Annotated in this window: 29 protein-coding genes; 15 read left to right on the forward strand and 14 right to left on the reverse strand. The window is 63.6% G+C overall.

From position 1 onward, the window contains the following. Positions 1–119: 119 nt before the first annotated feature. Positions 120–740: an ankyrin repeat domain-containing protein gene (locus tag LB523_RS27820; RefSeq protein WP_411966505.1), complete on the forward strand. Its 621-nt coding sequence runs from the start codon at positions 120–122 to the stop codon at positions 738–740. A gap of 28 nt (positions 741–768) precedes the next feature. On the opposite strand, the gene LB523_RS27825 is transcribed toward LB523_RS27820, so the two are convergent. Both LB523_RS27825 and LB523_RS27830 read right to left on the reverse strand, forming a co-directional pair. Beyond that, positions 769–1,296, reverse strand: coding sequence for a gamma carbonic anhydrase family protein (locus tag LB523_RS27825; protein WP_224609084.1), 528 nt, complete (start codon positions 1,294–1,296; stop codon positions 769–771). A gap of 19 nt (positions 1,297–1,315) precedes the next feature. Then, a complete protein-coding gene (locus tag LB523_RS27830) occupies positions 1,316–1,660 on the reverse strand; it encodes a DUF6949 family protein (protein ID WP_140842782.1) in 345 nt (114 codons plus the stop codon). Between the two features lie 110 nt (positions 1,661–1,770). Here LB523_RS27830 and LB523_RS27835 point away from each other — a divergent pair, with 110 nt between their 5' ends. From LB523_RS27835 to LB523_RS27845, 3 genes are all read left to right on the forward strand, one after another. Then, on the forward strand, positions 1,771–2,499 hold the full coding sequence (locus tag LB523_RS27835; RefSeq protein WP_224609087.1) for a hypothetical protein: 729 nt from the start codon (positions 1,771–1,773) through the stop codon (positions 2,497–2,499). Between the two features lie 144 nt (positions 2,500–2,643). Beyond that, a complete protein-coding gene (locus LB523_RS27840; RefSeq protein WP_224609090.1) occupies positions 2,644–3,891 on the forward strand; it encodes a cytochrome P450 in 1,248 nt (415 codons plus the stop codon). Positions 3,892–3,942: 51 nt separating this feature from the next. After that, positions 3,943–4,650 carry a transporter substrate-binding domain-containing protein gene (locus LB523_RS27845; RefSeq protein ID WP_224609092.1) on the forward strand — a complete coding sequence of 236 codons (708 nt, stop codon included), beginning with the start codon at positions 3,943–3,945 and terminating at the stop codon, positions 4,648–4,650. 13 nt (positions 4,651–4,663) lie between these two features. On the opposite strand, the gene LB523_RS27850 is transcribed toward LB523_RS27845, so the two are convergent. The 6 genes from LB523_RS27850 to LB523_RS27875 form a co-directional block, all read right to left on the reverse strand. Then, the gene (locus LB523_RS27850; RefSeq protein ID WP_224609095.1) at positions 4,664–5,008 is read right to left on the reverse strand and encodes a cupin domain-containing protein; all 345 of its coding nucleotides are present in this window, start codon (positions 5,006–5,008) and stop codon (positions 4,664–4,666) included. A gap of 1 nt (position 5,009) precedes the next feature. Continuing rightward, positions 5,010–6,290 (reverse strand): O-acetylhomoserine aminocarboxypropyltransferase, encoded by a 1,281-nt coding sequence (locus tag LB523_RS27855; RefSeq protein ID WP_224609098.1) that lies wholly within the window; start codon positions 6,288–6,290, stop codon positions 5,010–5,012. 157 nt (positions 6,291–6,447) lie between these two features. Then, the gene (locus LB523_RS27860; protein ID WP_095767630.1) at positions 6,448–6,969 is read right to left on the reverse strand and encodes a CoA-binding protein; all 522 of its coding nucleotides are present in this window, start codon (positions 6,967–6,969) and stop codon (positions 6,448–6,450) included. Continuing rightward, entirely contained in the window at positions 6,966–7,721 is a 756-nt protein-coding gene (locus tag LB523_RS29415) for a GNAT family N-acetyltransferase (RefSeq protein ID WP_224608342.1), read from the reverse strand. Before LB523_RS29415 ends, LB523_RS27860 begins: the two co-directional genes overlap by 4 nt. 10 nt (positions 7,722–7,731) lie before the next feature. Beyond that, on the reverse strand, positions 7,732–8,508 hold the full coding sequence (locus tag LB523_RS27870; protein ID WP_224608345.1) for an AAA family ATPase: 777 nt from the start codon (positions 8,506–8,508) through the stop codon (positions 7,732–7,734). A gap of 44 nt (positions 8,509–8,552) precedes the next feature. Beyond that, entirely contained in the window at positions 8,553–9,374 is an 822-nt protein-coding gene (locus LB523_RS27875) for an enoyl-CoA hydratase (RefSeq protein WP_224609103.1), read from the reverse strand. 138 nt (positions 9,375–9,512) lie between these two features. Here LB523_RS27875 and LB523_RS27880 point away from each other — a divergent pair, with 138 nt between their 5' ends. The 4 genes from LB523_RS27880 to rpsI all read left to right on the forward strand — a co-directional run bounded on the left by LB523_RS27880 (position 9,513) and on the right by rpsI (position 11,875). Beyond that, positions 9,513–9,977, forward strand: coding sequence for a PaaI family thioesterase (locus LB523_RS27880; protein WP_224608350.1), 465 nt, complete (start codon positions 9,513–9,515; stop codon positions 9,975–9,977). A gap of 116 nt (positions 9,978–10,093) precedes the next feature. Continuing rightward, complete coding sequence (locus LB523_RS27885; RefSeq protein WP_224609106.1) at positions 10,094–10,669, forward strand: LysE family translocator; 576 nt, start codon at positions 10,094–10,096, stop codon at positions 10,667–10,669. A gap of 271 nt (positions 10,670–10,940) precedes the next feature. Then, positions 10,941–11,405, forward strand: a complete 465-nt coding sequence (gene rplM / locus LB523_RS27890; RefSeq protein WP_040983169.1) for a 50S ribosomal protein L13 — start codon at positions 10,941–10,943, stop codon at positions 11,403–11,405. After that, entirely contained in the window at positions 11,405–11,875 is a 471-nt protein-coding gene (rpsI, locus tag LB523_RS27895; RefSeq protein WP_040983171.1) for a 30S ribosomal protein S9, read from the forward strand. Before rplM ends, rpsI begins: the two co-directional genes overlap by 1 nt. 57 nt (positions 11,876–11,932) lie before the next feature. Here the strand turns inward: rpsI and LB523_RS27900 are convergent, their stop codons facing one another. Further along, positions 11,933–12,841: a LysR family transcriptional regulator gene (locus LB523_RS27900; RefSeq protein ID WP_224548238.1), complete on the reverse strand. Its 909-nt coding sequence runs from the start codon at positions 12,839–12,841 to the stop codon at positions 11,933–11,935. A 95-nt stretch (positions 12,842–12,936) separates the two neighbouring features. Between LB523_RS27900 and LB523_RS27905 the strand changes: the two genes are divergently transcribed. Continuing rightward, positions 12,937–13,809: an aldo/keto reductase family oxidoreductase gene (locus tag LB523_RS27905; protein ID WP_224608354.1), complete on the forward strand. Its 873-nt coding sequence runs from the start codon at positions 12,937–12,939 to the stop codon at positions 13,807–13,809. A 315-nt stretch (positions 13,810–14,124) separates the two neighbouring features. Here the strand turns inward: LB523_RS27905 and LB523_RS27910 are convergent, their stop codons facing one another. Then, on the reverse strand, positions 14,125–15,183 hold the full coding sequence (locus tag LB523_RS27910; protein WP_224609109.1) for a glycerophosphodiester phosphodiesterase family protein: 1,059 nt from the start codon (positions 15,181–15,183) through the stop codon (positions 14,125–14,127). 83 nt (positions 15,184–15,266) lie between these two features. Beyond that, entirely contained in the window at positions 15,267–16,481 is a 1,215-nt protein-coding gene (locus tag LB523_RS27915; RefSeq protein ID WP_224608355.1) for an acyltransferase family protein, read from the reverse strand. Between the two features lie 124 nt (positions 16,482–16,605). Between LB523_RS27915 and speB the strand changes: the two genes are divergently transcribed. Together speB and argC are read left to right on the forward strand one after the other, a co-directional pair. Then, positions 16,606–17,607, forward strand: a complete 1,002-nt coding sequence (gene speB, locus LB523_RS27920) for an agmatinase (protein ID WP_224548273.1) — start codon at positions 16,606–16,608, stop codon at positions 17,605–17,607. Positions 17,608–17,636: 29 nt separating this feature from the next. Then, positions 17,637–18,569 (forward strand): N-acetyl-gamma-glutamyl-phosphate reductase, encoded by a 933-nt coding sequence (gene argC, locus LB523_RS27925; protein ID WP_095767641.1) that lies wholly within the window; start codon positions 17,637–17,639, stop codon positions 18,567–18,569. A gap of 52 nt (positions 18,570–18,621) precedes the next feature. Here argC and LB523_RS27930 read toward each other — a convergent pair whose 3' ends face one another. Continuing rightward, a complete protein-coding gene (locus tag LB523_RS27930) occupies positions 18,622–19,713 on the reverse strand; it encodes a COX15/CtaA family protein (protein ID WP_224609113.1) in 1,092 nt (363 codons plus the stop codon). Between the two features lie 151 nt (positions 19,714–19,864). Here LB523_RS27930 and LB523_RS27935 point away from each other — a divergent pair, with 151 nt between their 5' ends. Then, on the forward strand, positions 19,865–20,080 hold the full coding sequence (locus tag LB523_RS27935) for a DUF2842 domain-containing protein (RefSeq protein WP_040999884.1): 216 nt from the start codon (positions 19,865–19,867) through the stop codon (positions 20,078–20,080). A gap of 52 nt (positions 20,081–20,132) precedes the next feature. Here LB523_RS27935 and LB523_RS27940 read toward each other — a convergent pair whose 3' ends face one another. Beyond that, positions 20,133–21,191, reverse strand: coding sequence for a polysaccharide deacetylase family protein (locus LB523_RS27940; protein WP_224609116.1), 1,059 nt, complete (start codon positions 21,189–21,191; stop codon positions 20,133–20,135). A gap of 90 nt (positions 21,192–21,281) precedes the next feature. Here LB523_RS27940 and LB523_RS27945 point away from each other — a divergent pair, with 90 nt between their 5' ends. After that, positions 21,282–22,511, forward strand: coding sequence for a GNAT family N-acetyltransferase (locus LB523_RS27945; RefSeq protein ID WP_224609119.1), 1,230 nt, complete (start codon positions 21,282–21,284; stop codon positions 22,509–22,511). Between the two features lie 122 nt (positions 22,512–22,633). Further along, positions 22,634–22,870, forward strand: a complete 237-nt coding sequence (locus LB523_RS27950) for a hypothetical protein (RefSeq protein ID WP_073989633.1) — start codon at positions 22,634–22,636, stop codon at positions 22,868–22,870. 370 nt (positions 22,871–23,240) lie between these two features. Here the strand turns inward: LB523_RS27950 and LB523_RS27955 are convergent, their stop codons facing one another. Next, complete coding sequence (locus LB523_RS27955; RefSeq protein WP_224609123.1) at positions 23,241–25,472, reverse strand: GumC family protein; 2,232 nt, start codon at positions 25,470–25,472, stop codon at positions 23,241–23,243. A gap of 263 nt (positions 25,473–25,735) precedes the next feature. Here LB523_RS27955 and LB523_RS27960 point away from each other — a divergent pair, with 263 nt between their 5' ends. Beyond that, positions 25,736–26,299, forward strand: a complete 564-nt coding sequence (locus tag LB523_RS27960) for a polysaccharide biosynthesis/export family protein (RefSeq protein WP_224609126.1) — start codon at positions 25,736–25,738, stop codon at positions 26,297–26,299. The last annotated feature ends 9 nt before the right edge of the window (positions 26,300–26,308 follow it).

The following is a 26,308-nucleotide window of genomic DNA, read 5'->3' on the forward strand; positions in this document are numbered from 1 at the left end:
ACCCTCCCCGTCCCCAACGACCGGGTTTTAGGAGCCGGCCCCTGTCCCCGGGGCCGGCTCCGCCATTTCGGTCGCCGCCCGCCGGCTGCAACCAATCGGCGCTGCGCTGCCGAAGCGCCATGGTCGGCACGCCCTTCCCCGCCGAGGCGGATGGGAACAGTATGGCTCGTTCGTTGCGGATGAAGCCAATGCTAGAAATCCCCGAGGATCGCGGCACCCGCCACCTGTTGTTCAAGGCCATAGACGACGCGTTCAAGGCCGGAGACTTCGCGGCCCTGGGTGTTGCGCTCGGCGGCTCGCCGCGCTGGTTCGACGAGCGGATGCCGTTCGAGCTCGGACTTGGCCACCCGCTGGAATACGCGATCTACTGGAGCCCGGCCGCGTTCATCACCGCGCTTCTCGATGCCGGCACAAACCCGAATTATGAAGACCCGGCCGGGTTTCCATCGATCATCACCGCGCTGTCGACGGAACGGCCGGACCGGTTGGACGTCATCCATATCCTGCTCGCGCATGGCGCCGACCCGGATATGCGCGGCGTGAACGACTGGACCGCCCTGCACTACGCGGTGTCCCGGCGCGACGCCGAGGCTATCCGTCTGCTGCTCCTGTCGGGCGCGGACGCTTCGCTGAGGACCCGCATCGACGACTATGAGACGGCCCTGGAAGGCGCCGAGCGGGCCGGCTTCGAAGCGGGCGCCCTGCTGTTGCGTGAAGCGATGAACAGCCGCCGCGGATGAAGACAGGCGGAGTTGCCGCCTGCCGCCGTCACACTGTCTTGAGCTTGGTCTTGAAGCGTTTGGCATTGGCCACGTAGTGGGCCGCCGAGACGCGCAGCCGCTCGATCGCCGCTTCGTCCAGCGTCCTTATCACCTTGGCGGGCGAGCCGACGATCAGCGAATTGTCCGGAAACACCTTGTTTTCCGTCACCAGCGCGCCGGCGCCGACCAGCGAGTTGTTGCCGATCCTGGCGCCGTTCAGCACGATGGCGCCCATGCCGATCAGGCTGTTGTCCCCGATCGTGCAGCCATGCAGCAGAGCGCGGTGGCCGATCGTGCAGCGTTTGCCGATGGTCAGCGGAAAGCCGGGATCGGTGTGCATGATCGTGTGTTCCTGCACATTGGTATCGGCGCCGATCGTAATGGGCTCGCCGTCGCCGCGGATCGCGACGCCGAACCAGAAGCCGACATTGCGGCCGATCCGGATATTGCCGATCAGCGTGGCGTCCGGCGCAATCCAGTTCGTATCGGCGTCCTCGAACTCAGGCGCTTTCCCATCGATCGCATAGACCGGCATTGTTCGTCTCCGAATCGTCTCAACCAGCGAATTCGAAAGACCCTAAGTTTTCCGTCGCCCAGGATGCAATGGCGATGAGCACGATGCCGAGCGCCAGCGCCCAGGCAATGGCCGTGCAGCCGCAGGACAACAGCGCCATCGTGCCGATGCGACCCTCGCGGCGGGCGGCCAAGGCCTCGTTGGTGAGCATGAACGGCCCGGCGCAGGCCGTTGCCGCAAGCGAACGCAGGATATGGACCGGCGAAACATAAGGCTCGGCAAAGGCCAGGCGTCGGCCGGCCAGCAATTCCATGGCCGATCCGGCCAGCCCGCAAGCCGTGAGACCAACCGCGAAAGCGTAAAGAACAAGCACAACGGGATCCATGTTTACCAACCGTTTACTATGAAAACGCACAGTCGTGCCACCGCGCTGCAAGAGCCATGCCGCGCAAGCTGTGCCGCCGAAGGACAGGTGGGCGGATCGGGGAAGAGCAAATGAGAGAGGCAAATGTTGCCAAGAGCGCTGACTTCGAGGTCGTCAACTCGACCTTGATGAAGCGGGTCTTTTATATCTTCGCGGCGCTGGCGCTGCTTTCGATTGCCATCAGCGTCGGCGGCAAATGGCTTGGACGATCGATCGCCATGGCCGGCTATACCGATGACACGACGGTGCGCCGGATCGTCATGGGCAACAATCTGATCAACGTGCCGGCAAACTTCATCCGCTTCGACCAGGCGAGGCGCGACGGCATCGCCTCGCGGCTCGACCTCTATCTGCGCTATCCCGAAATGGACGGCTACAGCACGGCCGCGCGCGACGACTTCAACCATGCGACGACCAGGAAGATCATCTTCCTGTCGTTCGAGCCGCGCATGATGTCGCGCGACATGAGCGGCCGTTTCGCGCCCATCTACAGCGCTCTGATCGAAAAGCCGGGGACGCCCGGCCCTGGCGGCACCACGGTTTACGCCTTCAGCGAAAAATCAGGTTATCTCAACGAAGTGCTGGCTGTCGCCGAGCGTCCCGGCAAGGATCCGTTCGTCGCCCGCTGCCTGAGCGGCCCGAGTGCCGAGGAATCGCTGGCGCCCTGCGAGCGCGACACCCAGGTCGGCGACGATCTCAGCCTCACCTATCGCTTTCCGCGCGAGCTGCTCGCGAACTGGCCGGCGCTCGACGCAGCGATTGCAGCCAAGGTCGCGAGCATCTTGAAGACGGGCCACTGACGCTGGCGGCTAGCCGAATATCCAACGACATCATTTCGGTGCATGGCCAGCGCTTCAAACCCGCAATCTGGCTCAACGGTTCGATCTCGCGGGCGCCAAGATACGGTCTGGCATCGGGCTGACAAGGCGCGCTAATGGTCGGGCATGACCGATTTAATGCCTTCCTATCTAGAGTTTGATCTCGCCAGCCGCCGCCTGAATCTCGATCCGCACGAACCAGCCTTCGTGCAGAACCCTTATGAGGCCTACGCCTTCCTGCACGGCACTGCCAACGCGTTTTTCTGGGAAGACTACGGGTTCTGGTGCTTTGGCGGCTTCGATGACGTCAACCGTCTGCTGCGCGACCGCCGTTTCGGCCGCCAGAATCCGGCGGGGATTCCCGACAGCCGGGGCGTCGGCGACGACCGCTCGCATCTCGTCGCCTTCGACGCGATCGAGGCCAATTCCCTGCTGGAGCTCGAGCCGCCGGTGCATACGCGGCTCAGAACGCTGGTCAATCGCGCCTTCGTCTCACGTCAGGTCGAGCGGCTCAGGCCGCGCATCGAGGTTTTGGCCAACGAGCTGGTCGACCGCTTCGAGCCAAGCGGCATCGACCTTCTGCCCGCCTACGCCTCGCCTTTGCCGATCACCATCATTGCGGAAATGCTCGGCGTACCGGTGGAGATGGGGCCGCAACTGCTCGACTGGTCGCATCGGATGGTCGGCATGTACATGCATGGCCGCACGCGCGAGACAGAGGAGACGGCGAACCGCGCCGCGCGCGATTTTTCCGACTTCCTGCGGGGCTATATTGCGGAGCGGCGCAAGAAACCCGGCGACGACCTGCTGTCGCTGCTCATCGAAGCCCAGGACAACGGTCAGAAGCTTTCGGAAGACGAGCTGGTTTCCTCAGCGATCCTGCTTCTCAATGCCGGCCATGAGGCGACCGTACACCAGACCGGCAATGCGGTGCGCTCGATCCTCGCGCAAGGCGGCGATCCGCGCCGCTTCTTTGCGACACCGGAGGCGAATGTCGCGACGGTCGAGGAATGCCTGCGCTACGACCCGCCGCTGCATATGTTTCTGCGCTATGCCTATGAGGAGATGGAGGTTTCGCCAGGCATCCTGGTCAAACCCGGGGAGATGGTCGCGCTGCTGCTCGGCATGGCGAACCACGATCCGCTTGCCTTTGCCGAGCCCGACACCTTCAATCCGACCCGCACGGACCAGAAGAATGTTTCCTTCGGCGCCGGCATCCATTTCTGCATCGGCGCGCCGCTGGCCAGGCTGGAGTTGCAAGTATCGCTGAAGACGCTGTTCGATCGGCTTCCGGAGTTGCGCCTGGCGGAGACACCGCGCTTCCGCGACACTTACCATTTTCACGGGCTGGAACGGGTTGCCGTTACCTTTTGACCGGCGAAGGATCCGCCTCGAACAGCTGAAATTATCGTTCGGAACTCAGATATGAAATTCGCTTACCTGCAAGAGCCACCCTTCTGCTTCACCGATGCCGCGGGCAAGCTCGGCGGGTGCGACGCGGTGCTCGCCGAGAAAGTTTGCCAGATGCTCGACCTGGAGAACTTCTCGCCGATCGAGGCGGAATTCGCCGAACTGCTCCCCGGTTTGGTGGACGGCCGCTGGGACATGACGACCGGTCTGTTCATCTCCGAGGAGCGCAGCAAGCTGGTGGACTTCACGCGGCCGATCTGGTCACTGCCGGACGGGTTGATGGTCGCCAAGGGCAATCCGCTGGAGCTGAACGGCTATCGCTCCGTCGCCCAACATCCTTCCGCCGTGCTCGCAGTCATATCGGGTCAGATCCAGCACCAGACCGCGCTGCAGAACGGCGTTCCGCCCCGGCGGATCAGGATATTCGCCACGCAGGCCGAAGCAGCCGAAGCCGTTGCGGCAGGCCATGCCGACGCGTATGCCAGCGTCGCCATGGCGCATCGCGGCTATGTCAACGGACGGACTGGCGTACCGCTTGCTGTCATCGACATCCCGGCCTTTGAAAAGCAGCCTGCGGCAGGCGCTTTCGCCCTCGCCAAGGGCAACGACGCGCTGCGCCGGCGCGTCGATCAATGTCTCGGCGATCTGCTCGGAAGTGCATGGCACCGGGAGATCATGAGCAAATACGGCTTTTCCGACGACGATGTCGATCCGCTGCTTTGATTGCTGGAAGCATTCAAAGCCGGATCACATATTCCTTGCGCGTCGTCTCGAGCACTTCCCATGTGCCCTTGAACCCTGGCCTCAGCACGAAACTGTCGCCGGCCCGCACGGTGCGCGCCTCGTCGCCGTCCTCGGCGATCACCGAGACACCGGACAGGATGTGGCAGAACTCCCATTCGTCATAGGCGATGCGCCATTTGCCCGGCGTCGCTTCCCAGACGCCGGCATAGAGGCCGCCGTCGCGCTCCTCGACATTCCAGGTGCGGAATTTGGGATCACCCGAAATCATCCGGTCCGGCGGCGGCGCGCCGGCCTCCGGTTCGACCGCATCGACATTGATCGCAAGAAAGGCCGACATATCAGACCTTACCGAGCGCCTGCTCGAGATCGGCAACGATGTCGTTGACGTCCTCAATGCCGACCGAAAGGCGGACGGTGTCAGGTCCGGCGCCGGCCTTGACCTTCTGCTCGTCGGAAAGCTGGCGGTGCGTGGTCGAGGCCGGATGGATGACCAGCGATTTCGTGTCGCCGACATTGGCGAGGTGCGAGAACAGTTCGAGCGCTTCGACGAATTTGATGCCGGCCTCGTAGCCGCCCTTGAGGCCGAAGGTGAACACCGCGCCTGCGCCCTGCGGCGAATATTTCTTCTGCAGCGCGTTGTTCTTGTCGCCTGGAAGGCCGGGATAGTTCACCCAGGCTACCTTCGGATGGTTCGACAGCCAGCCGGCAACGCTCGCGGCATTGTCGCAATGACGCTGCATCCTGAGCGGCAGCGTTTCCAGGCCGGTGAGGATCAGGAAGGCGTTGAAGGGCGAGATCGCCGGGCCGATGTCACGCAGGCCGAGCACGCGGGCGGCAATCGCGAAGGCGAAGTTGCCGAAAGTCTCGTGCAGGACGAGGCCGCCATATTCAGGGCGCGGCTCCGACAGCATCGGGTATTTGCCGGACCTCGACCAGTCGAAGGTGCCGCCATCGACGATGACGCCGCCGATTGAATTGCCGTGGCCGCCGATGAATTTGGTCAGCGAGTGCACGACGATGTCGGCGCCGTGCTCGATCGGCCGGACCAGATAGGGCGAAGCCAGCGTGTTGTCGACGATCAGCGGCAGGCCGTGCTTGCGGGCGATGTCGCCGATCTTCTCGATGTCGACGAAGACGCCGCCGGGATTGGCAAGGCTCTCGATGAAGATCGCCTTGGTCCTGTCGTCGATCTGGCTCTCGAACGTCGCCGGATCGTTCGCTTCTGCCCAGCGAACTTCCCAGCCGAAGTTCTTGAAGGCATGGCCGAACTGGTTGATCGAGCCGCCATAAAGCTTGTTGGCGGCGACGAAGTTGTCGCCAGGCTGCATCAGATTGTGGAAGACGATGACCTGCGCGGCGTGGCCCGAGGCGACGGCAAGTGCCGCGGTGCCGCCTTCGAGCGCCGCGACGCGCTCCTCGAGAACCGCTTGCGTCGGATTCATGATGCGCGTGTAGATGTTGCCGAAGGCCTTCAGCCCGAACAGCGAGGCGGCATGGTCGGCATCGTCGAAGACAAAGGAGGTGGTCTGGTAGATCGGCGTGGCGCGGGCGCCGGTCGCCGGATCGGGCTTTGCGCCTGCATGAACGGCTAAAGTGCTGAAACCAGGCGTACGGGTCATCGAAATCCCTCTCCTAACGTTCGAAAATTGCCGGGCATTCTTGGCGAAGCGCGGCCGGGAATGCAAAGAAGAAAATACCGTTCGGGGCGCGACCTGCGACGAACGCCCGGGAAAATCCATTTCGTCCCGGAATAATTTTGCGCGAACTACCGCGTGCTTATTTCTGTCTTACGCCGAAGCTCTGAAATCCCTGGCGCATCACAGGTTTTTTCGACGACAGCACGCCGGAGTTGACGCCGGTCCAGCCGATCTCGCCGGATAGCTTGCCGTATTCGATCTTCGGGCAGCGGTTCATCACCACCTTGATGCCGACAGCTTCGGCGCGGGCAGCCGCCTCATCGTTGCGCACGCCAAGCTGCATCCAGACGACCTTGGGCAGCGGGTCGAGCTGCAGCACCTGGTCGACGACGCCGGGCACCGCCGCCGAGCCTCGAAAAATGTCGACCATGTCGACCGGCTGCGGCAGGTCGGCGAGGCTGGCGTAGACAGTACGGCCAAGGATTTCCTTGCCGGCATGGCCGGGATTGATCGGGAACACCGAAAAGCCCTTGGCTAAAAGATATTTCAGCACGAAGTAGCTTGGCCGCACATCGTTGGGCGAAGCGCCGACCATGGCGATCGTCTTCACCGAATTCAGGATGCCGGCGATGTAGCTGTTGTCGTAGGTATCGTGGTTCATGCTGCGACGGTCTTCCTGCGGTAATGATAACGATAGAGCTCGCGATTGAAGCCGAGCGAGGCGTAGAGCGCGCGTGCGGGCGTGTTGTCGGCGACCACTTGCAGGCAGCCGGCCTTGGCGCCCGTCCGCCTGGCCCAGCCGATCAACCCGCCGACTGTCCTGCGGCCGAACCCCTGCTGCCTGAATCTGGCGTCGGTTTCAACTGCCTCGACGACAAGCAGCCCGTTGCGGATGACGCCGAAGGCAAAAGCTGCGATTTGGCCATCACGCTCACACGACACGAACGCTCTGTCACCCACGATCAAGCTCGTCATATGGCGAAAGATGCGGCGCTCCGCCTCGTCGTAGCCGCCAGTACGGAAGCGCGCCTCGAACCAGTTCTCCGTCGGCGCCGCTGAGAACGTGATATCGCCATCATTGTTTCCCTCAAGCACGTCGATCTGGGCATGGAGGTGTATCGTATCACCTTCCCTGTCGTAGCCGCGACGGTCGAGTTCGGGTTCCAGTTCGGCGGCGATATCCGGGATGCGGAACAATGGTGTCTGACCATGGCCGGCATAGAACGCTTCCGCGGCATCGATTACTCGCTCAGGCGCGCCGCGCAGGCCACGCATGGGATTAGCGGAATTCGGCCGCCTGATCCGCCCGCCTGAACGGCGAAAGATCCATCCGAGAGCGACGGTCTCACGCGCAGGAGGCCACGCCTCGCGGCAGGCGTCTTCCACTTCCCAATTGAGATCTTCCCGGTTCACGCGCCCACCGCTAATCATCGCCTTCCCGCAGCGCCTCCTCCATAAACATCCCAGGATCGCTGCAGAAGTCGCGCATCATGCGAAAATGATCGGTGTCCTGAAAATCGATCAGGTCGAGGCCGAAGCGGCCGATGCGGAAGAGCCGTGCGTTCGGGCAAGCCATCAGCAGCGGCGAATGCGTTGCCATGATCACCTGCGCGGTGCCGGACTGCTCCATGCGTTGAAGCAGTTTCAGCAGCTCGATCTGGCGCGTCGGCGACAGCGCGCTTTCCGGCTCGTCGAGGATGTAGATGCCTTGCCGGCGGCAGCGCTCCTCGAAGAAGCGGATAAAGCCCTCACCATGCGACCATGACAGGAAATCGGGCGGCGTTCCGCCAGATTCCCTCGCCGCTTCATCGAGGTAGCGGGCAACGGAATAGAAAGACTCGGCGCGAAAAAACCAACCAGCGGTCACCTTCGGCAACCAGTGACACCGAAAGCTATCCGCCAGCCCTGCGCCGCTCTTGTCGATGGCAATGGAATGGTCGACCGGACGGTAGCCTTTGCCGCCGCCGGCCTCGTCATAGCCGGCCAGCGCGCCGATGGCTTCGAGCAGCGTCGATTTGCCGGTGCCGTTCTCGCCGACAATGATGGTGATGGCGCTCGTGAATTCAAATTCGAATTCGCGGCCGTGGAAGATCGGCAGGCTCCACGGATATTGCTCCCAATCCGCGACGCGCGACGGCTCAAGCAGGATGCGCTTGAGATAGGGCGCTTTCAGCCGCGTCAGTTGCTTGCGGGCAGCCACGTCGAACCTTCAGCGATGGAATGGCTCGGTTCCATTCAAGCCGGCTACTCGTCGGTCCATTCGGGCTTGCGCTTGCCGATAAAGGCACCGATGCCTTCCTCGGCGTCGCGCGCCAGCATGTTTTCCACCATCACGCGGCCGGTATGGGCATATGCATCGGCCAACCCCATTTCGGCCTGAGCATAGAAAGCCTCCTTGCCGGTCTTGACGGCCAAAGACGATTTGGATGCAATGGTTTGCGCGTATTTGTTGACAACCTGAATCAGATATTCGCGCGGCACGATACGGTTGATCAGCCCGAACTCCTTGGCGGTCGCCGCATCGATCGTCTCGCCGGTGAGCAGCATTTCCATCGCCTGCTTGCGCGAGACGTTGCGCGACAGCGCCACCATCGGCGTCGAGCAGAACAGGCCGATATTGACGCCAGGCGTGCAGAAACTCGCCTCATGCGAAGCGATGGCAAGGTCGCAGCTGGCGACCAGTTGCAGGCCGGCGGCGGTGGCGAGGCCGTCGACCTCAGCGATCACCGGTTTCGGGTGGCGCACGATCGTCTGCATCAGGTTCGCGCAAGCCGCGAAGGTCTTTTCGAAAAAGGCCTTGCCCCGATCCGGCTCGGCGCGATGTGCCGTCATCTCCTTGAGGTCATGGCCGGCACAGAACACTTTTCCCGACGCCGCCAGGATGATGACGCGCACGGATCTGTCGGTCTTAACGCGATCGAATTCGGCCTGCAGCGCCGCCATGGTCGCCAGCGACAACGCATTGGCCGGCGGGCTGGCGAGCGTGAGGCGCAGGATGCCCTTGTCCTGGCTGACAAGAACAGGACCGTGGGCGATGGCGGGCTTGATGGCGACGACTTCGGCCACTTTCAAAAACCTCATGCTTATGGAGCAACAGAACTAGCACGCTGCCGGTTGAAGAACAGCCGCGAGACGTGTTTTCTCCGTCGCACCGTTTGGTCCAGGCGCACCGCCCGGAGCTGCTCATTCATATAGGACGTCGCCATGCCCGCCCAAAGCGATCTGAAGCCAATGCTCAACGCGGCGGAAGTCAATGCACTAATGGCAAGCGTCTATCCGCAGCTCAACGACAATTTCACCTCCTATGAGGCGATCGACGTTTTTCCGGGCGGCTGCACAGTGCGGCTGAATGCCGACGAGCGGCATCTGCGCCCCGGCGGCACGGTATCCGGTCCGGCGCTGTTCACGCTGGCCGACATCGGCGGCTATGTCTGCGTGCTCAGCCATGCCGGCCCGGACGCGCTTTCGGTGACGGTCAACCTCGACATCAATTTCATGCGCAAGGCCGAAGCCGGTCCGATCGACGGCCATTGCCGGATCCTGAAGCTTGGCAAAAGCCTGATGGTGTTCGATATCGATATTGTCGCCGGCTCGGACGGACACACTGTCGCGCACGCCACCGGCACCTATTCGATCCCGAGGAAGCGAATAAGCGACAAGCCGGCCTGACGTCTTGCCGGAACTCCCAGTCGATAGGTTCGTTCTGCGGCATGCCCGATGTTACGACCTACCTTGCCTTCGTCGGCGCCGTGCTCGCCTATCAGCTTTCTGGTGTCGGTCCGGACATGATGCTGGTGATCAGCCGCGGCGTCGGGCAAGGCTGGCGCCATGCCCTGGCGACTGCAGCGGGCTGCGTATCGGCCGGCGTCGTCCAGATTCCATTACTGGTAATGGGGCTTGCCTCGCTGATCACATCCTCCCCATCTCTTTACAGCTTCCTTCAGATCGTCGGCGCCATCTATCTGATCGCCATCGGGATCAAATTCCTGTTGGCCCGTCGGTCGGGCAAAGGTGGCGGCGCGTCTACCTTTGCCGAGACGAGCAGTATCCCAGCCGCTTTCCGGCAAGGCGTGATCTGCAATCTCACCAATCCGACGACGCTCGCTTTCATGCTGGCGGTGCTGCCGCAATTCGTTCATCCCTGGGTCGGTTCGCCTGCACTGCAGTTCATCATTCTCGGTACGACCATGAAGATGATGGGACTGGTTGTCCTCAGCGCCGTCGCGTTGACCTCCGGCGCGGTTGGCGGCTGGCTGGGGCACCGAGGCACGTTCGTCGTTTGGCAAGAAAGGCTGGCAGGAGCCTTGATGATCGCGATCGGCGTCAAGCTTCTCCTTGCCGCCGTGACCGGGCGGCGGTGAACGAAAGAGAGCTATTTTGACAAATAGGTGTGAGGTAAAATAATACCTTCTACCTTAGCTATTGAATTTAAAAGGCTTTTCGCGACCATAAACCGTAACCGACGCTTGACGCGCCAAACACCCTCGCCTATAAGCCGACCCGAAGCAGCGGCCCGCAAAGGCCGCCGTTTTGTTATTGGCGGAGCGGCTCCGGTCATCCCGTCGATCCAAGCAACAAGAAACGCCTTCTCTGTCCCTCCTGGACGGGAAAGGTCAAACCTGAGAGCAAAACATGGCTACCTTTTCGCAGAAGCCTGCGGATGTGGTGAAGAAGTGGGTGCTGATCGACGCCGAAGGTCTCGTCGTCGGTCGTCTGGCCACTGTCATCGCCAACCATCTGCGCGGCAAGCACAAGCCCACCTTCACCCCGCATGTCGATGACGGCGACAATGTCATCGTCATCAATGCCGACAAGGTGGTGTTCACCGGCAAGAAATACACCGACAAGGTCTATTACTGGCACACCGGCCACCCCGGCGGCATCAAGGAGCGCACCGCGCGCCAGCTGCTCGAGGGCCGTTTCCCCGAGCGTGTCGTCGAGAAGGCCGTCGAGCGCATGATCCCGCGCGGCCCGCTTGGCCGCCGCCAGATGAAGAATCTCCGCGTCTATGCCGGCGCCGAGCATCCGCACACCGCCCAGCAGCCCGTCACGCTCGACGTGGCCAAGCTGAACTCCAAGAACAAGAGGGCCTCGTAATGGCTGAGCTTTCCTCGCTCGCAGAACTCGGCACAGTCGCCGCGCAGCCGGCCGCGCCCGTGCATGTCCAGAAGCTCGACAAGTCGGGCCGCGCCTATGCCACCGGCAAGCGCAAGAACGCCATCGCGCGCGTCTGGGTGAAGCCGGGCTCCGGCAAGATCACCGTCAACGACAAGGAATTCGCGAGCTATTTCGCGCGTCCGGTGCTGCAGATGATCCTCAACCAGCCGATCGTCGCGGCCAACCGCGCCGGCCAGTACGACATCGTCGCCACCGTCATCGGCGGCGGCCTCTCCGGCCAGGCGGGTGCGGTGCGTCACGGCATCTCCAAGGCGCTGACCTACTATGAGCCGGGCCTGCGCTCGGTGCTGAAGAAGGGCGGCTTCCTGACCCGCGACAGCCGCGTGGTCGAGCGCAAGAAGTACGGCAAAGCCAAGGCCCGCCGCAGCTTCCAGTTCTCGAAGCGCTAAGCGATACGATATCCAAGTTTACGAAAGGCCGCCTCCGGGCGGCCTTTTTTGTTCTACTTACCAGTGCCCGGCCGGCGTCCTGATGTAGTCGATGAAGGCGCGCAGCGGCGCCGGCACCAAGCGGCGCCCGGGATAATAGAGAAACGGCCCGGAGAATTCCTGCCACCACGGTTCCAGCACAGGTTCCAGCGCGCCGCTCTCGAAATGCGGGCGTACCCAGTCCTCGAAGAGCCAGAGAATACCGACGCCGGCGATCGCCGCATCGATAGCGAGATCGACGCCGCCGCCGATGCTGACGACCAATGGCCCCGTGGTATCGACCCGCACCACTTCACCATCCCGTTCGAACTCCCAGGGCGTCATGACCCCACTCGGGAAGCGGCCGCGCACGCACGCATGGCCAAGCAGGTCACGCGGATGCTGCGGCCGACCGTGCCGATCAAGGTAGGCTGGCGCGGCCGAGGTGGTGAAACGCTGCGTGCGCGGCCCGATCGGCACGGCGATCATGTCCTGCTCCAGCCGCTCGTCATAGCGGATGCCCGCATCGCAGCCGGCCACCAGCAGGTCGACAAAGTTCTCCTCCGCGATCACCTCCAGCCGGATGGCCGGATATGCAGCGAGAAATCCCGGAACAATCTTCGGCAGCACCAGCCGCGACGCACTTATCGGCACGTTGAGGCGCAAGGTGCCGGCAGGTCGGTCACGAAAACCGTTCACGACGTCGAGCGCGGCCTGCACCTCACCCAGCGCGGGGCCAAGACGCGCCAGCAGGCTGGCGCCTGCCTCGGTCAGTGCAACACTGCGCGTGGTGCGATTGAAGAGCCGCACACCAAGCTGGGTTTCCAGACGGCGGACGGCTTCGCTGAGCACTGAGGCGCTGCCTGCAGTCACGCGGGCCGCTTCGCGAAAGCCGCCGGCGCGAGCGACGGCCATGAATGCTTGGAGATCGTTGAGATCAGCCGCCATTGTTCTTATTTCCGCACAGGTCGTGCCGGTTATACCCGGTTATCAGGACAGCAGCCATCCCTTATCTCCCTCGACGACAGCGAAGGAGAGCAACAATGTCCAGTGTAGACAAATCCGGTACTTATAAACTCGGCGACCGCTCGGTGCATCGCCTCGGCTATGGCGCCATGCAGCTTGCGGGCAAAGGCGTGTTCGGCCCGCCGAAAGACCATGACGCGGCGATTGCCGTGCTGCGCGAAGCGGTGTCGCAAGGTGTGAACCATATCGACACCAGCGACTACTACGGGCCTTATGTCACCAACAAGCTGATCCGCGAGGCGTTGGCGCCCTACCCCGACAACCTCACCATCGTCACCAAGATCGGCGCCCGTCGTGGGGAAGACGCCTCCTGGCTGCCGGCTTTTACAGCTGATGAGCTCGAACAGGCCGTGCACGATAATCTTCGCAACCTTGGCCTCGAGGTGATGGACGTCGTCAATCTGCGCATCATGTTCGGTGTGCACGGTCCAGCGGAGGGCTCCATCGAAGCGCAGGTCACCAAGCTTGCCGAGCTTCAGCGCAAGGGCCTCGTGCGCCATATCGGCTTGAGCAACGTCACCCGCGCGCAGATCGCGGAAGGCCGCAAGATCTGCGACATCGTCTGCGTGCAGAACCAGTACAATCTCGCGCACAGGGACGACGACGCGCTGATCGATGAGCTCGCGCGCGACGGTATCGCCTATGTGCCGTTCTTCCCGCTCGGCGGCTTCAGCCCGCTGCAGTCGTCGACGCTCTCGGACGTCGCGGAACGGCTCGGTGCGACGCCGATGCAGGTTGCGCTGGCATGGCTGCTGCAGCGCTCGCCCAACATCCTGCTTATCCCGGGCACGTCGTCGGTCGAGCATCTGCGCGAGAATCTGGCGGCGGCAGAGCTCGAGCTGTCGGGGGCGGTGCTGCGGGAGCTGGAGAGCGTGGCGAAAGCGGCGTGATGGACGATTAGCTGATCTCCCCCCTTGTGGGGGAGATGGCCGGCAGGCCAGAGGGGGGCGTGAAGGAACGCGGCGCTGCAGGATCAAGGTTCCTCGCCCCACGAATGTGGGGAGAGGTGGCTCGGCGAAGCCGAGACGGAGAGGGGAGCGCCCTACGAAGGCCCCCTCTCCGTCCGCTTCGCGGACACCTCTCCCCCACCTTTGGCGGGGGCGAGGAACCCAAGCACCGTTACGCCGGCGGGACAGCGCCCCCTCTGCCCTGCCGGGCATCTCCCCCACGAGGGGGGAGATTGGCAGCTCCAGCGCCAACGCCAGCTAATTGATGCTCGCCGTATGCGCCGGCTCAGCAGTCCTGCCGTCCGTCGTGTAAGGCACGCGATAACCATTGGCCGTCAGCCACGCGATTGCCGCCTTCGGCTCGTCGGTCTGAATGATGGTGGCGCCGCGGTCGACCCAGAAACCCCAGGCTTCGCGCGGCAGGCTGGCGGCGACGGCAAGCTCGTCGCCGCGCCCCCCGGCGAGGAAGCCGCCCGGCTTGTTGACGACGGCGTAGGTGTCGGCCCAGAGGTGCCAGTCGCCCCGCGCCGCTTCCGCCCGCATGCGGGTGCTGAACAGCGGCCCGCCGGTCGATGTCAGCGTCTCGGCGCCGTTGCGCCAAGTGATCAATTCGACGGCGCGCGGCGCGAAGGCCTTGTCGACCTCGCTGGCGAAAACTGCATCATGCACGGCGTCGTCGGCAAGGATCGGCATGAACTGGAAGCCGCCGCCGGCCTGGGTAAGTGCCGCGCTCGCGGCATCGATGCGCTGCCGGTTCCAGAGGTTCTCCTTGACGATCACCTGATCGGCCATGCCGAGATCGCGCGCCTCCGCGACCATGCCAGGCAGGTCGGTCACCTCCAGCTTGTTGTCGAGGTTGATCAGGATCCTGTCCCTGGTCGTCAGCAGCATCTCGCGCAGGGTCGACACGGTCTCGTCGGTGACGGCGCCCGTGCCCTCGATGACCAGCCGGCATTTCTTAAGCTCGGCCAGCGTGTATTTCACCACCTCGCCCTTGCACGTGGTCGTGCGGTCGAGCCAGCTGTCATGCATGATGACGAATTCGCCGTCTTTCGCGCGCCGGACGTCGACCTCGACGATCTCGGCGCCGATCGCGATCGAGCCCTCGACCGCGGCCAGCGAATTCTCGGCGTAAAGCGTCTTGCCGGCCTGCATGCTGCCGGCGCGATGCGCGGCGATCATCACGTGGTCACGCCACTGGTTGGCATGCTCGAAGCGGTCGAGAATCTGGCTGGCGCGGCTTTCACCGGCTAAGCTTTGCCCCGCAACGGTGGCAAGGGCGGCGGAAAAGGCAAGGCTCAGCCAGAGTGTTCGCATCGGGGAATCGCACCGTTCCGGGTTGGGACCCGGTTAGGCGATGCCCATGACAGCGCGGTGAACGAAGCCGGCTAGTTTTTGGATCAGATCCGCTTGGAAATGCGGCGGAACCAGGCCAGTGCCGGCATTTCGACGAAGCTCCATGTGAACCACGACGCGGCAATGACGGCGATCAACATCGCGGCCAAAGCCGCGAAGCCGATCCAGGGCGAGCCGGGGCCGAAGCCGGTCGCATGGTCACCGCGCAGCATCAGGTCGCCGACTATGCCGAGCCCGAGCTTGCGTTCGATCAGGCCGCCGACATTGATCATGCGGGTCTGGACGAAGATGTGGACCATGTAGATCGAATAGGAGAGCGAGCCGAGCAGCAGCATCGGTCGGCTGCGCAAGGCCAAGCTGACCCACCCGCCCTCATGGGCAAAGAGATAAAGCGCCAGCGCGAACACGACCGGCGCGGCAATGCCGGCGTCATTCGTTCCCGCCACCGAAACGAACAGCGCGATCACGACGATCATCGCCAGCTCCGCCAGCGTCCAGGCGAGGCGCCCTGCCCCGCCGCTCAGCGCCTGTCGCGCCTCTGCAATGGAATCGTGCTGAAACCAGGCAAGCAGCGCGCCGAGCGAGAAGCCGTAAAGACAGCGGAGGAAGCCGAAATCGAAGGACACGTCCATATGACGCGTCGAGACCGCGAGCAGGAAAAGCGGCGCCGTCGCGGCTGCGGCAACGAGCCATATCCAGGCGCGCTGGCCGGCGGTGAACACGACGGCGGCGAAAAGCAGATAGGTGAAGAACTCGGCCGAAATGCTCCAGCTCGGCGCATTCCAGCTCAGATGATCCTCAACGCCCATGCCCTGCAGAAGGAAAAGGTTGGCGACCAGGCTCTTCAGGTCGAAGCCTGCGGTGAAGGGCGCCGGGCCCGTTCCGTGAAGCGCCGGCAGCACGAGCCGCAGCGCCTCGAAGCCGGCGAAGGCTGCGAGCATCAGGAAATGCAACGGATAGATGCGGCCGAAACGCACGAGCGCGAACCGTGCAAGGTCGTCCTGCCCGGCGAGCCGCCCGCCATAGGCGCTGGCAATGACGAAGCCGGAGAGCACGAAGAAGAAATCGACGAACAGATAGGAGCCGCCGACAAAGGCGCTCTGCGACACTATCGAGGTGGTCGGGAAGTGGAACAGCGCCACCAGCAGCGCGCAGATACCGCGCCAGGAATCCAGCACCAGGAAACGCTCTCCGGCCGTCGTGCCGACACGGGTCGCGGCGGGCGCGGATGCAAGATTGAGCAAGGCAGTCTCAGCCATAATGATACAGATCCTGTGTTGCCGTGGCACTCGCCGAGCGCCGCTTCGTTTCCGCAAGCTGTGACTGGCATGTTGCGTGCCGGTTCTGTAGTTGTGGCTGCCCCGACGAAACCGAGGATTCCTAATGGCGAACAATGAGATCGACCACGCCTTCACCGCCCGCTCCAAGACGGGCGCGTCGTTCGAGCCGACCTATGCCGGCGCGCTGTCGTTCATGCGGCGCAAATATACGAAGGACGTGAAGGGCGCGGACGCGGTCGTGTGGGGCATTCCCTTCGACGCCGCCGTCACCAACCGGCCCGGCGCCCGCTTCGGACCGCAGGCGATCCGCCGCGCCTCGGCGATCCTCGACAACGATCCGCAATATCCATTCTCGCGCGACCTCTTCGAGCATCTCTCAGTGGTGGACTATGGCGATTGCCTGCTCGACAGCGGCAATCACCAGAAAACTCCCGGCACGATCGAGCGCGAGGCGGCCAAGATCCTGAAATCAGGCGCGTTCCTTTTGACGCTGGGCGGCGACCATTTCATCACCTGGCCGCTGCTCAAGGCGCATGCCGCGATCCACGGGCCGCTGGCGCTCGTGCAGTTCGACGCGCACCAGGACACCTGGCCCGACGACGGCAAGCGCATCGATCACGGCTCCTTCGTCGCCCGCGCGGTGAAGGAGGGGATCATCGACCCCGATCGCTCGATCCAGGTCGGCATCCGCACGCATGCACCCGACACGTTCGGCATCAAGATCCTCTACGGCCATGAGGTCGAGGAGATGCGCGCCTCCGACATCGCCTACGCGATCGTCGAGCGCACCGGTGGCAAGAAGACCTATCTCACCTTTGACATCGACTGTCTCGACCCGGCCTTCGCGCCGGGCACCGGCACGCCGGTGGCAGGCGGCCCCTCCTCGGCCAAGATGCTGTCAACACTGCGCCAACTCGGCCAGATCGACATCGTCGGCGCCGACATCGTGGAGGTTGCGCCGGCCTACGATCATGCCGATATAACGGCGATCGCCGGATCGATCATCGCCATGCATTATCTCGGTCTGCTGGCAGAGCGAAAGGCGCGGCTCGACGAACTGAGCAACGGCAATCATGCCGCGGCAAATCACGCCTACGGCATATGACATTGGAATCGCGAGGAATTTGGCAAGCGATGAAACCGAAAATCTTCATTGACGGCGAGCACGGCACGACAGGCCTGCAGATCAGGGCGCTGCTGGCCGACCGTGACGACCTGGAGATCATCTCCATCCCGACGGAACGCCGCAAGGAGACTGCCGCCCGCGCCGAGATGCTCAACGCGGCCGATGTCGCGATCCTTTGCCTGCCGGATGCGGCGGCCAAGGAAAGCGTGTCGCTGATTACGAACGATACGACCAAGGTGATCGACGCCTCGACCGCGCATCGCGTGGCCGAGGGGTGGGAGTATGGCTTCGCCGAAATGGACAAGGACCAGGCGAAGAGGATCGGCAGCGCGAAACGCATAGCCAATCCGGGCTGCTGGCCGCAGGGGCCGATCGCGACGCTGCGGCCACTGGTTGCGGCGGGCCTGCTGCCTGCCGACTTCCCGGTCACCGTCAACGGCATTTCCGGCTATTCCGGCGGCGGCCGCCCGATGATCGAGGACTATGTCGGCAAGGGCGAGGACGCGCCCGAGTTCCTACCCTACGGGCTGACGCTGCAGCACAAGCATGTGCCGGAGCTCCGCACCTATGCAAAGCTGTCGCACGACCCGATCATGCAGCCGGCGGTGGGCAATTTCGCGCAAGGCATGATCACCGTGGTGCCGCTGCAACTCGGCGGTCTCGACCGCGTGCCGACTGGCGCCGAGCTTCACGCGGCGATTGCCGACCATTATGCGTCGATCGATGGCGGCGTGGTCGAGGTCGCGCCCTACACCCATATGGAGCGCATGCCGGAGATCGATCCGGAGATCTATAACGGCACCAACCGGATGAAGGTCTACGTCTTCGCCAATGATGAGAGGGCGCAAGCACTGCTGATGGCCGTCTACGACAATCTCGGCAAGGGCGCGTCGGGCGCCGCGGTGCAGAACCTCGACCTGATGCTCGGCATCAAGCACTGAGCGGTCGTGAACCTGGAGCTTGCTACCGCCGAGGTGATCCGCAAGGTTCGCCTCAGCCTCTGACGCGTATATCGGTCGGCAGCGAATAGGCGCCCTTGGTGCCGCGCCAATGCGCGGCAGCGAAGCCAAGCAACACAAGCGCGATCGTCTGATGCGTCAATGCCATGTGCAGCGGCACCTGCATCAATAGCGTGCCGATGCCGATCGAGGCCTGGACGACCACCAGCGCGAACAGAAGCGTGGCCCGGCGGGCATGGGTGGTGCCAGGCTGGCGTCGCCACGTCGCGGTCATATGCCAGAGCGCCACGACAAAGATCGTATAGGCGCCCACTCGGTGGACGAACTGCACCGTCTTCGGGTTTTCAAAGAAGTTCAGCCAGGCCGGCTTCAGAAGAAGCAGATCGGAGGGGATCACCTTTCCATCCATAAGCGGCCATGTGTTGTAGGAAAGGCCCGCATGCAGCCCGGCGACCAGCCCGCCGAGATAGATCTGGATCAGCGCCAAAAGCACTATGAAGCCGGCGAGCCGCTGCGTCGACCGGTCGGCGGCGGGCTCCGAATGCGGCGCCAAGCCTCGCGCCACCACCATTGTCGCCGTGAAGATCAGCGCGGCAAGCGTCAGATGCGTCGCCAGCCTGTATTGGCTGACCGAGACGCGGTCGACCAGGCCCGAAGCCACCATCCACCAGCCGATGCCGCCTTGCAGTACACCAAGCAGAAGGATGCCGACCAGCTTCGACCCAAGGCCTCGTTCGATGCGGCGCGTCGCCCAGAAGAACAGCAGCGGCAAGGCAAAGACCACCCCGACGCCGCGCGCCAGGATGCGGTGCGCCCACTCCCACCAGAAGATCGATTTGAAATCCTCGACGATCATGCCCTTGTTGATCTCGGCATATTGCGGGATCTGCTGGTAGCGCTGGAACTCTTCCTGCCATTCGGCGTCGTTGAGCGGCGGGATGACGCCGTGTATCGGCTGCCACTCAGTGATCGACAGACCCGAGCCGGTGAGACGAGTGGAACCGCCGACCAGCACCAGCGCGACCAGCACGAGCAGCACGACGTAGAGCCAGCCGCGCACCAAAGCGCGGTTGTGCAGGTCGCGGTCGCGTGTGGCATAGGGGGCTGTGGCGGTGATGGCAGCCATTTCGCATTCCCGGCGGTTGAAACGCGAGATTGGTGGACCAAGGCCGCTCAACTGGCAAGACTGGACAGCGCGGCACGCCGTCGCGCCGGGTCGCGACGGTTGCGCGCTCTTGTCATTCGGCCTAAGCGGGGCGGGTCAACGGAACCGCGACATGCCCATTCGCCTGAAAAAGCTGATCGGAACCATATTGCTGGTGGCGCTGGTCGTCATCTACGCGCTGATCGCCTCCGCCGTCGCGGTCACCAGGCTCGCCGAATACGGGCCCACGGCGCATCTCCTGTTCTTCCTGCTCAGCGGCTTTCTCTGGGTTCTGCCGGCCATGGCCATCATCAAATGGCTGATCATCGAGCCGCGCCCGAAGGGCTGACCTCAAAGGCATCAGGCCATAGTGCTGACCAAGGCGCAGAGCGAGGCAGACTTCAGATCGTCACGACCATCTTGCCCGCATTAGCCAGCGGTGTCGTGATGCCGGACAGCATCGTGCGAATATGCGCAAGGCTCTGATAGCGGCCGTTGACGGAGATGCGCGGCAGCGCGTGCAGGAAGCCGGCGTGCTCGGCGCGCAGCACGCCGTGCCGCGTGGTCACCGCCGAGGCATAGCCTGCGTCGCGGGCAAAGCCCACCTCGCGGCAGCCGACCGCGCTGGCATAGCCATAAGGGTAAGCCAGATGACGCGGCTCCTCGCCGAGTTTTTCCGCGAGGACGCGGCGGACGTCGCCGATCTCATGGCGCGCATCGGCCTCGGACAGCCGCTTCAAGTTCCGATGATTGACGGTGTGCGCGCCGATGGTCACCAACGGGTGCGCGGCCATGATGCGAAGCTCATCCCAGTTCATCAACGTGCATGGGCGGCCCGAGCCGATTTTGAACCCAGTCGAACGGGCGAGCTCGCGCAGCGCTGCGCCTTGCTCTTCCTCGGGGACTTCTAAGGTCAGCCAGGCGTTCAGCCGCGCGACGGCCTGGATCTTTCGGCCTTGTGTCGAGCAATCGATCGCCGTCGACTTGCCCCCCATCGTCAGCGTCAGGCGCGAGCTGGTGTCGACGATGTCCTCGATCACGTCCCACCAGAGATCGACGGCGCCGTCGATCAGGCCGGGGGCGACGTAGATGGCGATCGGCGCGCCGTGTTTTTCCAGGATCGGAAGCGCCTCGGTCATGTTGTCGCGATAGGCATCGTCGGCCGTGATCGTGGCGAACTGGCCGCCTTTCCCGCCCGTCTTGATGCGTTCGATCGCTTCATCAAGGGAAACAAAGGCATAACCCTGCCCCTTCATGTCCGAGATCAGCTTGTCGAGGAAAGTGGGAGCGATGTTCAGATGCCGATTGACGCTGTTCGGCTTCTCCGGTGTCGCGGTGACGCGGTGCAGCATCAGGATAGCGCCGATGCCGCCGACAAACGGCCGCGCCAGAGGCGCAAGGCCGGAGTAGCGGGCAAGGTTCAGCGCCAGCTTCCGGATTGCATCGCCCCCGTCGATCATTCCTTCACCTTTTGCGCCTAGGCTTATTCAAGCACGACGTTCGCCTATGCGAACCCCAGGTTGCAACCAATACGTCTTAAGGATTGAGGGATGGTTGACGCCACCGCGTCATTTGATGGCAATCGGGTCGCGGCCAACGAGGCTTCCGCGCGCCCGGTGCGAGCCGACCGGGACCGGTGGATTGCGACCGCGAGCGACGGCACCGGCCTTGCCGACTATGTGCCATTCTGCGCCTCGGCGCTGTTCGCGCCGGCGCAAAGCGCATCCTGGGTGAGCAACTGGGCGGCCGCGACCGGCGCCGACATGGTCGTCGCGACGCTGTCCTGCGATGGCCGCCCCGCGCTGTCGCTGGCCCTGGAGATCGTGCGACGCGGCCCGTTCAAGGTTGCCCGTTTCGCCGGCGGGCGCCACGCCAACGGCAATTTCGCCGCCGCCGACCCGCGTTTCCTGCCTGCTATCGACGGCCAGGCGATCCGCTCGATGTTCAAGGCAATCGCGCGAGCGCGGCCGGACATCGACCTGATCTCGCTTGAAAGGCTGCTGCCAGACCTCGACGGCGTCGCCAACCCGCTGGCCGCGCTGCCCGGCTTTCCAAGTCCGAACCTTGCGCTTGCGGTCGATCTCGGCGGCGGGTTCGACGCGCTGCTGTCGCGCGCGAGCGGCAAGCGCAAGCGCAAGAAGCACCGCTCGCAGACGCGCAAGTTCGAGGCGGTCGGCACCTTCCGCCGCATCGAGGCCCGCACCCGCGAGGAGGTCGACAGGCTGCTCGATGCCTTCTTCGAGATGAAGGAAGCGCGTTTCGCCAAGATGGGCATCGCCAATGTCTTCGGCGACAGGCAAGTACGCGACTTTTTCCGGGCGCTGTTCGCCGATGCGCTGGCCGAGGAAAAGCCGCCCTTCCTGCTGCACGGCTTGGATGTGGCGGGCAAACTGCGCGCGGTGACCGGCTCCAGCCGGTCCGGCAAGCGGCTGATCTGCGAGTTCGGCGCCATCGCCGAGGACGATCTCTCGTCCGCCAGCCCGGGCGACTTCCTGTTCTTCGACAACATCCAGGAAGCCTGCGAGCTTGGCTTCGATGTGTATGACTTCTCAGTCGGCGACGAGCCTTACAAGCGGCTCTGGTGCGACATCGAGGTCCAGCATTTCGAGGTGCTTGCGCCGCTGACGCTGAAGGGCCGGGTGCTGGCGGCAGGGCTGCGGCAAGGCGCGCGCGCCAAGGCCTTCATCAAGAACAACCCGACGGTCTGGAAGCTGACCAAGGTGCTGCGTCGCAAGGCTGCCGGACAGGCAGCGCCCGCTCCCGCCGAGGACGACAGCTAGGCCTGGTCAGAGTCGCACAATCGCCGTCGTGTTCCCGGCGCGATGCGCGCAAGCGGGACCTGAGTGACTCAACGGAACCTATCGAGCGCCGGGAGGTTTTCGCACCCAGAAGGAGAATGGCCATGGCTAAGTGCGACCAGTGCGGCAACGACTATGACAAGGCATTTCTTGTGAGCCTGGGCGGGCAAACCTACACGTTCGACAGCTTCGAGTGCGCGGTCCAAAAGCTTGCGCCGACCTGCCCTCACTGCAGGGTGCGGATCATGGGACATGGCGTCGAGCAGGGCGATGTCATCTATTGCTGCGCGCACTGCGCCGGGCAGGAAGGGGCCAACGCTCTGACCGATCGCGCGCCGTGACAATCGCGATTCCGCTGCCCCTTCAGGCCACGCGAGAATGCCTTTCCGAACGCGCCCTTGACCGCGACTCTGCGGCAGGCGTTCAGTTCTGGAGCGGTTGCACCGTTTCACGGAAACGGCGAACCGCGCTGTCTCTTTGTCTTTGACGCAATTCCAGCCGGAAGGCTGCGGCGGGGGCCGGCCTAGGGTTCACGGTCCCGCTCTCGATCATCCACGCACGAAAATGCGCAGCGCGAAGCATCAAAACTAGGTGCCTCGCCACCGATGTAAAGTGCAGGAGTCGCCGAGAAATGCCGCGGTTCGCCCTTGTAGCTAAGAATTGCCTCGGGGCTGAGCCGTGTCCCATTCGTCGCGGTGCCGGCCTCCGGTCTTATGCGGCCGACCGGCGTCGGGGCAATGGGTCTCCCGGTTCATGGCCGACCGGTGTGACCAGTGTCAGGTTGGGATAGCCGTTCTCGATCAGCTTGACCGCGGCCTGCGTCACCTGGTCGTCGGCCTCCAGCATGGACAGGAAGACTTCGGTGCCGTCACCGACCAGGCGGCCGATGCCTTGCGCGTCGGCCGGGCCGCATTCGACCACGACGAGATCGTAGGCCGTGGTCAGCGACTGCATGATGATCGGCAGCCGATCGGCGGCGCGCATCGCGCGGACGGGGTCGGCGGTGCCGACCGGAATGACATGCGCATCCGAATAAAGATCGGGGTGGATGACGTCGCTGAACTGCGCTTCGGAAGCGAGCAGATTGGTGATGCCCGGGAACAGGCTCGAGTCCAGCATCGGCCGCGACGCCGCGCCCGATGCTGTGAGGTCAAGCAGCAGCACGCGCAGGCCGGCGTCGGATACTTCACGCGCCACGAGCACGGCGGAGGCGGCCGCCTCGTCGCCTTCCGGCGATACGAAGATCGCGCGCGCGGCGCCGGAACCGATCAGCTTCTCGGCAGCCCTGTCGACATCTATCTCGCCGAGCCTGGACGGACCCGGCTTGGGTTCCGGCTCGGGCACTGGTTGCTCTGCCGCAACGGTGTCGGCTTCAAATGTCTCATTCTGCGCGATCGGCGGCTGTCTCTCCGGACGTCGCTCGCCGGCCATGGACGTCTCATAGGACGCGAAAGGACTGTGGTCGTCGTCGATTTCGGCTACAACCGGCTCGGTGCGCGCAGCGGGCATCGCCACCTGCTCGATATCGGTGAAACGGGCGCCGGCGGCCGGACGCATGGCACGGCCCGAGAACAGCTCGCCAAGCAGCGTGCCGATCGCCATCAGCAGCAGCGAAGCGGCGGCGGCGGCCCCGGTGATCGGCCCGATCTTCGGAAAATAAGGTTGCGACGGCACCTGGGCCTGCGCGATCAGGCTCGCCGCCACAGGCGAGTATCTGCGATCCTTGCGCGAGACTACCGCATTGTAACTTACCATATAGGATTCAAGTTGTTGGCGCTGAACGTTCGCGTCGCGCTGCAAGGCATCCAGCTGCACCTGCTGCTCGCCGGCGCGCGCTGACGCGGCCTTCAAGGTGTTGACGTCCGCGATCAGCTGATCCTCGCGGGCCTTCGCCGTCTGAGCCTGAGCCGACAACCCCCGGATGATCTTTTGCGCCTCGTTGCGAATCTGGCCGTCGAGGTCGGCAAGCTGCGACTTCAGCGCCCGGATGCGCGGATGATTGTCCAGCAGGGTTGTGGAAAGATCGGCGATATTGGCCCTCAGCTCCACCTGGCGCTCGCGCAGGCGCTGGATCAACTCGGAAGACAGGACCTCCGGCACGCTGTCCAGCGAACCGCCATTCCGCAGCGCCCGGCGCACGCTCTCGGCACTCGCCTCGGCGGCGGCGCGGCCGGCGCGCACACGCGACAATTCGCTCGACAGCTCAGAGAGCTGCTGAGTCGGAAGCACCGAATTGTTGCCGCCCATCAGCAGGTCGGACTGGGCGCGGAACGCGGCGACCTTGGCCTCGGCATCCCTCACGCGATTCTGCAGATCGGCGATTTCCGGCGCCAGAAAGTTGGTCGCGGCGGCGTTCGATTCGAGCTTGGCGTCACTCTTCGAGGCGATATAGGCCTCGGCAATGCCATTCGCGACCGCTGCGGCAAGCTTGGGATCCTTCGAGGCGAACTCGATCGCGATCGCGCGCGTCTTTTCAACGGCGTAAACATTGAGCTTGTCGTGCATGGCGTTCAGCACACGCTCGTCCGGCGGGATATCGAAGGGATCGCTTTTCAAGCCGACGAGCACAAGCACACGCCCGAGCGACGACATTTTCAGCGTTTCGTCGAACTCCGGCAACTTGTCCAGGTTGAGCTTGGTCGCCACCTGCTTGAGGATGTCGGGCGAGGAAATGATCTGGACCTGGGTGGCCACGCCCTGCTCGTCGAGAATCGGTTTGTCGTCGTCGTTGGTGCCCGGTGGCCGGGTGTATTCCGATTCGCGCGAGCCGATCTCCAGCTTGGCTGTCGCTTTATAATAGGGCGTCGCGAGCCAGGCGAAGGCGAAGGCCAGCCCGGTGACCAAAAGCGTGACAAAAACAATGCGCAGCCAGTTCCTCGCCAGGCTGGCGAAAAGCTGTCTCAGATCGACATCGACGTCTGCGGCCGCTGACTGAACGGACATGCATCCTGCTCCGAGCTTTGAGTCGAAGCTGGACCGTAAAGAACTATGGTAACTCACCCGTTAAGATCAGAATGAATGCTTATTAGAGGGCACTCAAAGAAGATTGCTCGAAAGCAATAGAACAAATTGGCTTTTTACCGATCTCCGCTCTCCCGGACCGCGCTCCTTTACCGCCCATTAACCCTAACAGGATGATAACGGTCGCACTTTCCTGGGGTTGTGCCGCGGCTTGCGGCAAGAGCGATGAAGGTTCCTGGCCGGTCATGAAAAGCACTGCTTTCCTCTTTCGCGCTTTGCTTGCCCTGTCGCTGCTCACCGGCTGCTCGAGCTACCGCCCGACACCCGCCGCCTTTCATGAAGTGCTCGATCAGCCCTACCGACTCGGCGCCGGCGACCGCGTCCGTGTCACGGTGTTCGAGCAGGACGGGTTGACCAACACCTACAGCGTCGACCAGTCCGGCTATCTGTCCTTTCCGCTGGTCGGCGCGGTGCCGGCGCGCGGCCACACCGCGCAGCAGTTGGAAAAGGCGATCGCCGACAAGCTGCGCCAAGGCTATCTGCGCGATCCCGACGTTTCGGTCGAAATCGACCGCTACCGGCCGATCTTCGTCATGGGCGAAGTGGGCGCTGCCGGGCAGTATTCCTACGTGCCGGGACTCACCGTGCAAAAGGCGGTCGCCATTGCCGGCGGCTTCACGCCGCGCGCCAATCAGGAGAGCGTCGACATCACCCGCGATATCAACGGCAAGGTGATGACCGGGCGGGTGCTGACATCCGATCCACTCCTGCCCGGCGACACCGTCTACGTCCGCGAACGGCTGTTCTGAAAAACCCGT

The sequence above is a fragment of the Mesorhizobium sp. ESP-6-4 genome, from assembly GCF_020164735.1.
Lineage (GTDB): Bacteria > Pseudomonadota > Alphaproteobacteria > Rhizobiales > Rhizobiaceae > Mesorhizobium.

Excerpts from the sequence above, each read along its gene's own strand:
- LB523_RS27820 (WP_411966505.1), top strand. The coding sequence starts at position 120 with ATGGTCGGCACGCCCTTCCCCGCCGAGGCGGATGGGAACAGTATGGCT.
- LB523_RS27825 (WP_224609084.1), bottom strand. The coding sequence starts at position 1,296 with ATGCCGGTCTATGCGATCGATGGGAAAGCGCCTGAGTTCGAGGACGCC.
- LB523_RS27830 (WP_140842782.1), bottom strand. The coding sequence starts at position 1,660 with ATGGATCCCGTTGTGCTTGTTCTTTACGCTTTCGCGGTTGGTCTCACG.
- LB523_RS27835 (WP_224609087.1), top strand. The coding sequence starts at position 1,771 with ATGAGAGAGGCAAATGTTGCCAAGAGCGCTGACTTCGAGGTCGTCAAC.
- LB523_RS27840 (WP_224609090.1), top strand. The coding sequence starts at position 2,644 with ATGACCGATTTAATGCCTTCCTATCTAGAGTTTGATCTCGCCAGCCGC.
- LB523_RS27845 (WP_224609092.1), top strand. The coding sequence starts at position 3,943 with ATGAAATTCGCTTACCTGCAAGAGCCACCCTTCTGCTTCACCGATGCC.
- LB523_RS27850 (WP_224609095.1), bottom strand. The coding sequence starts at position 5,008 with ATGTCGGCCTTTCTTGCGATCAATGTCGATGCGGTCGAACCGGAGGCC.
- LB523_RS27855 (WP_224609098.1), bottom strand. The coding sequence starts at position 6,290 with ATGACCCGTACGCCTGGTTTCAGCACTTTAGCCGTTCATGCAGGCGCA.
- LB523_RS27860 (WP_095767630.1), bottom strand. The coding sequence starts at position 6,969 with ATGAACCACGATACCTACGACAACAGCTACATCGCCGGCATCCTGAAT.
- LB523_RS27880 (WP_224608350.1), top strand. The coding sequence starts at position 9,513 with ATGCCCGCCCAAAGCGATCTGAAGCCAATGCTCAACGCGGCGGAAGTC.
- LB523_RS27885 (WP_224609106.1), top strand. The coding sequence starts at position 10,094 with ATGATGCTGGTGATCAGCCGCGGCGTCGGGCAAGGCTGGCGCCATGCC.
- rplM (WP_040983169.1), top strand. The coding sequence starts at position 10,941 with ATGGCTACCTTTTCGCAGAAGCCTGCGGATGTGGTGAAGAAGTGGGTG.
- rpsI (WP_040983171.1), top strand. The coding sequence starts at position 11,405 with ATGGCTGAGCTTTCCTCGCTCGCAGAACTCGGCACAGTCGCCGCGCAG.
- LB523_RS27900 (WP_224548238.1), bottom strand. The coding sequence starts at position 12,841 with ATGGCGGCTGATCTCAACGATCTCCAAGCATTCATGGCCGTCGCTCGC.
- LB523_RS27905 (WP_224608354.1), top strand. The coding sequence starts at position 12,937 with ATGTCCAGTGTAGACAAATCCGGTACTTATAAACTCGGCGACCGCTCG.
- LB523_RS27910 (WP_224609109.1), bottom strand. The coding sequence starts at position 15,183 with ATGCGAACACTCTGGCTGAGCCTTGCCTTTTCCGCCGCCCTTGCCACC.
- LB523_RS27915 (WP_224608355.1), bottom strand. The coding sequence starts at position 16,481 with ATGGCTGAGACTGCCTTGCTCAATCTTGCATCCGCGCCCGCCGCGACC.
- speB (WP_224548273.1), top strand. The coding sequence starts at position 16,606 with ATGGCGAACAATGAGATCGACCACGCCTTCACCGCCCGCTCCAAGACG.
- argC (WP_095767641.1), top strand. The coding sequence starts at position 17,637 with ATGAAACCGAAAATCTTCATTGACGGCGAGCACGGCACGACAGGCCTG.
- LB523_RS27930 (WP_224609113.1), bottom strand. The coding sequence starts at position 19,713 with ATGGCTGCCATCACCGCCACAGCCCCCTATGCCACACGCGACCGCGAC.
- LB523_RS27935 (WP_040999884.1), top strand. The coding sequence starts at position 19,865 with ATGCCCATTCGCCTGAAAAAGCTGATCGGAACCATATTGCTGGTGGCG.
- LB523_RS27940 (WP_224609116.1), bottom strand. The coding sequence starts at position 21,191 with ATGATCGACGGGGGCGATGCAATCCGGAAGCTGGCGCTGAACCTTGCC.
- LB523_RS27945 (WP_224609119.1), top strand. The coding sequence starts at position 21,282 with ATGGTTGACGCCACCGCGTCATTTGATGGCAATCGGGTCGCGGCCAAC.
- LB523_RS27950 (WP_073989633.1), top strand. The coding sequence starts at position 22,634 with ATGGCTAAGTGCGACCAGTGCGGCAACGACTATGACAAGGCATTTCTT.
- LB523_RS27955 (WP_224609123.1), bottom strand. The coding sequence starts at position 25,472 with ATGTCCGTTCAGTCAGCGGCCGCAGACGTCGATGTCGATCTGAGACAG.
- LB523_RS27960 (WP_224609126.1), top strand. The coding sequence starts at position 25,736 with ATGAAAAGCACTGCTTTCCTCTTTCGCGCTTTGCTTGCCCTGTCGCTG.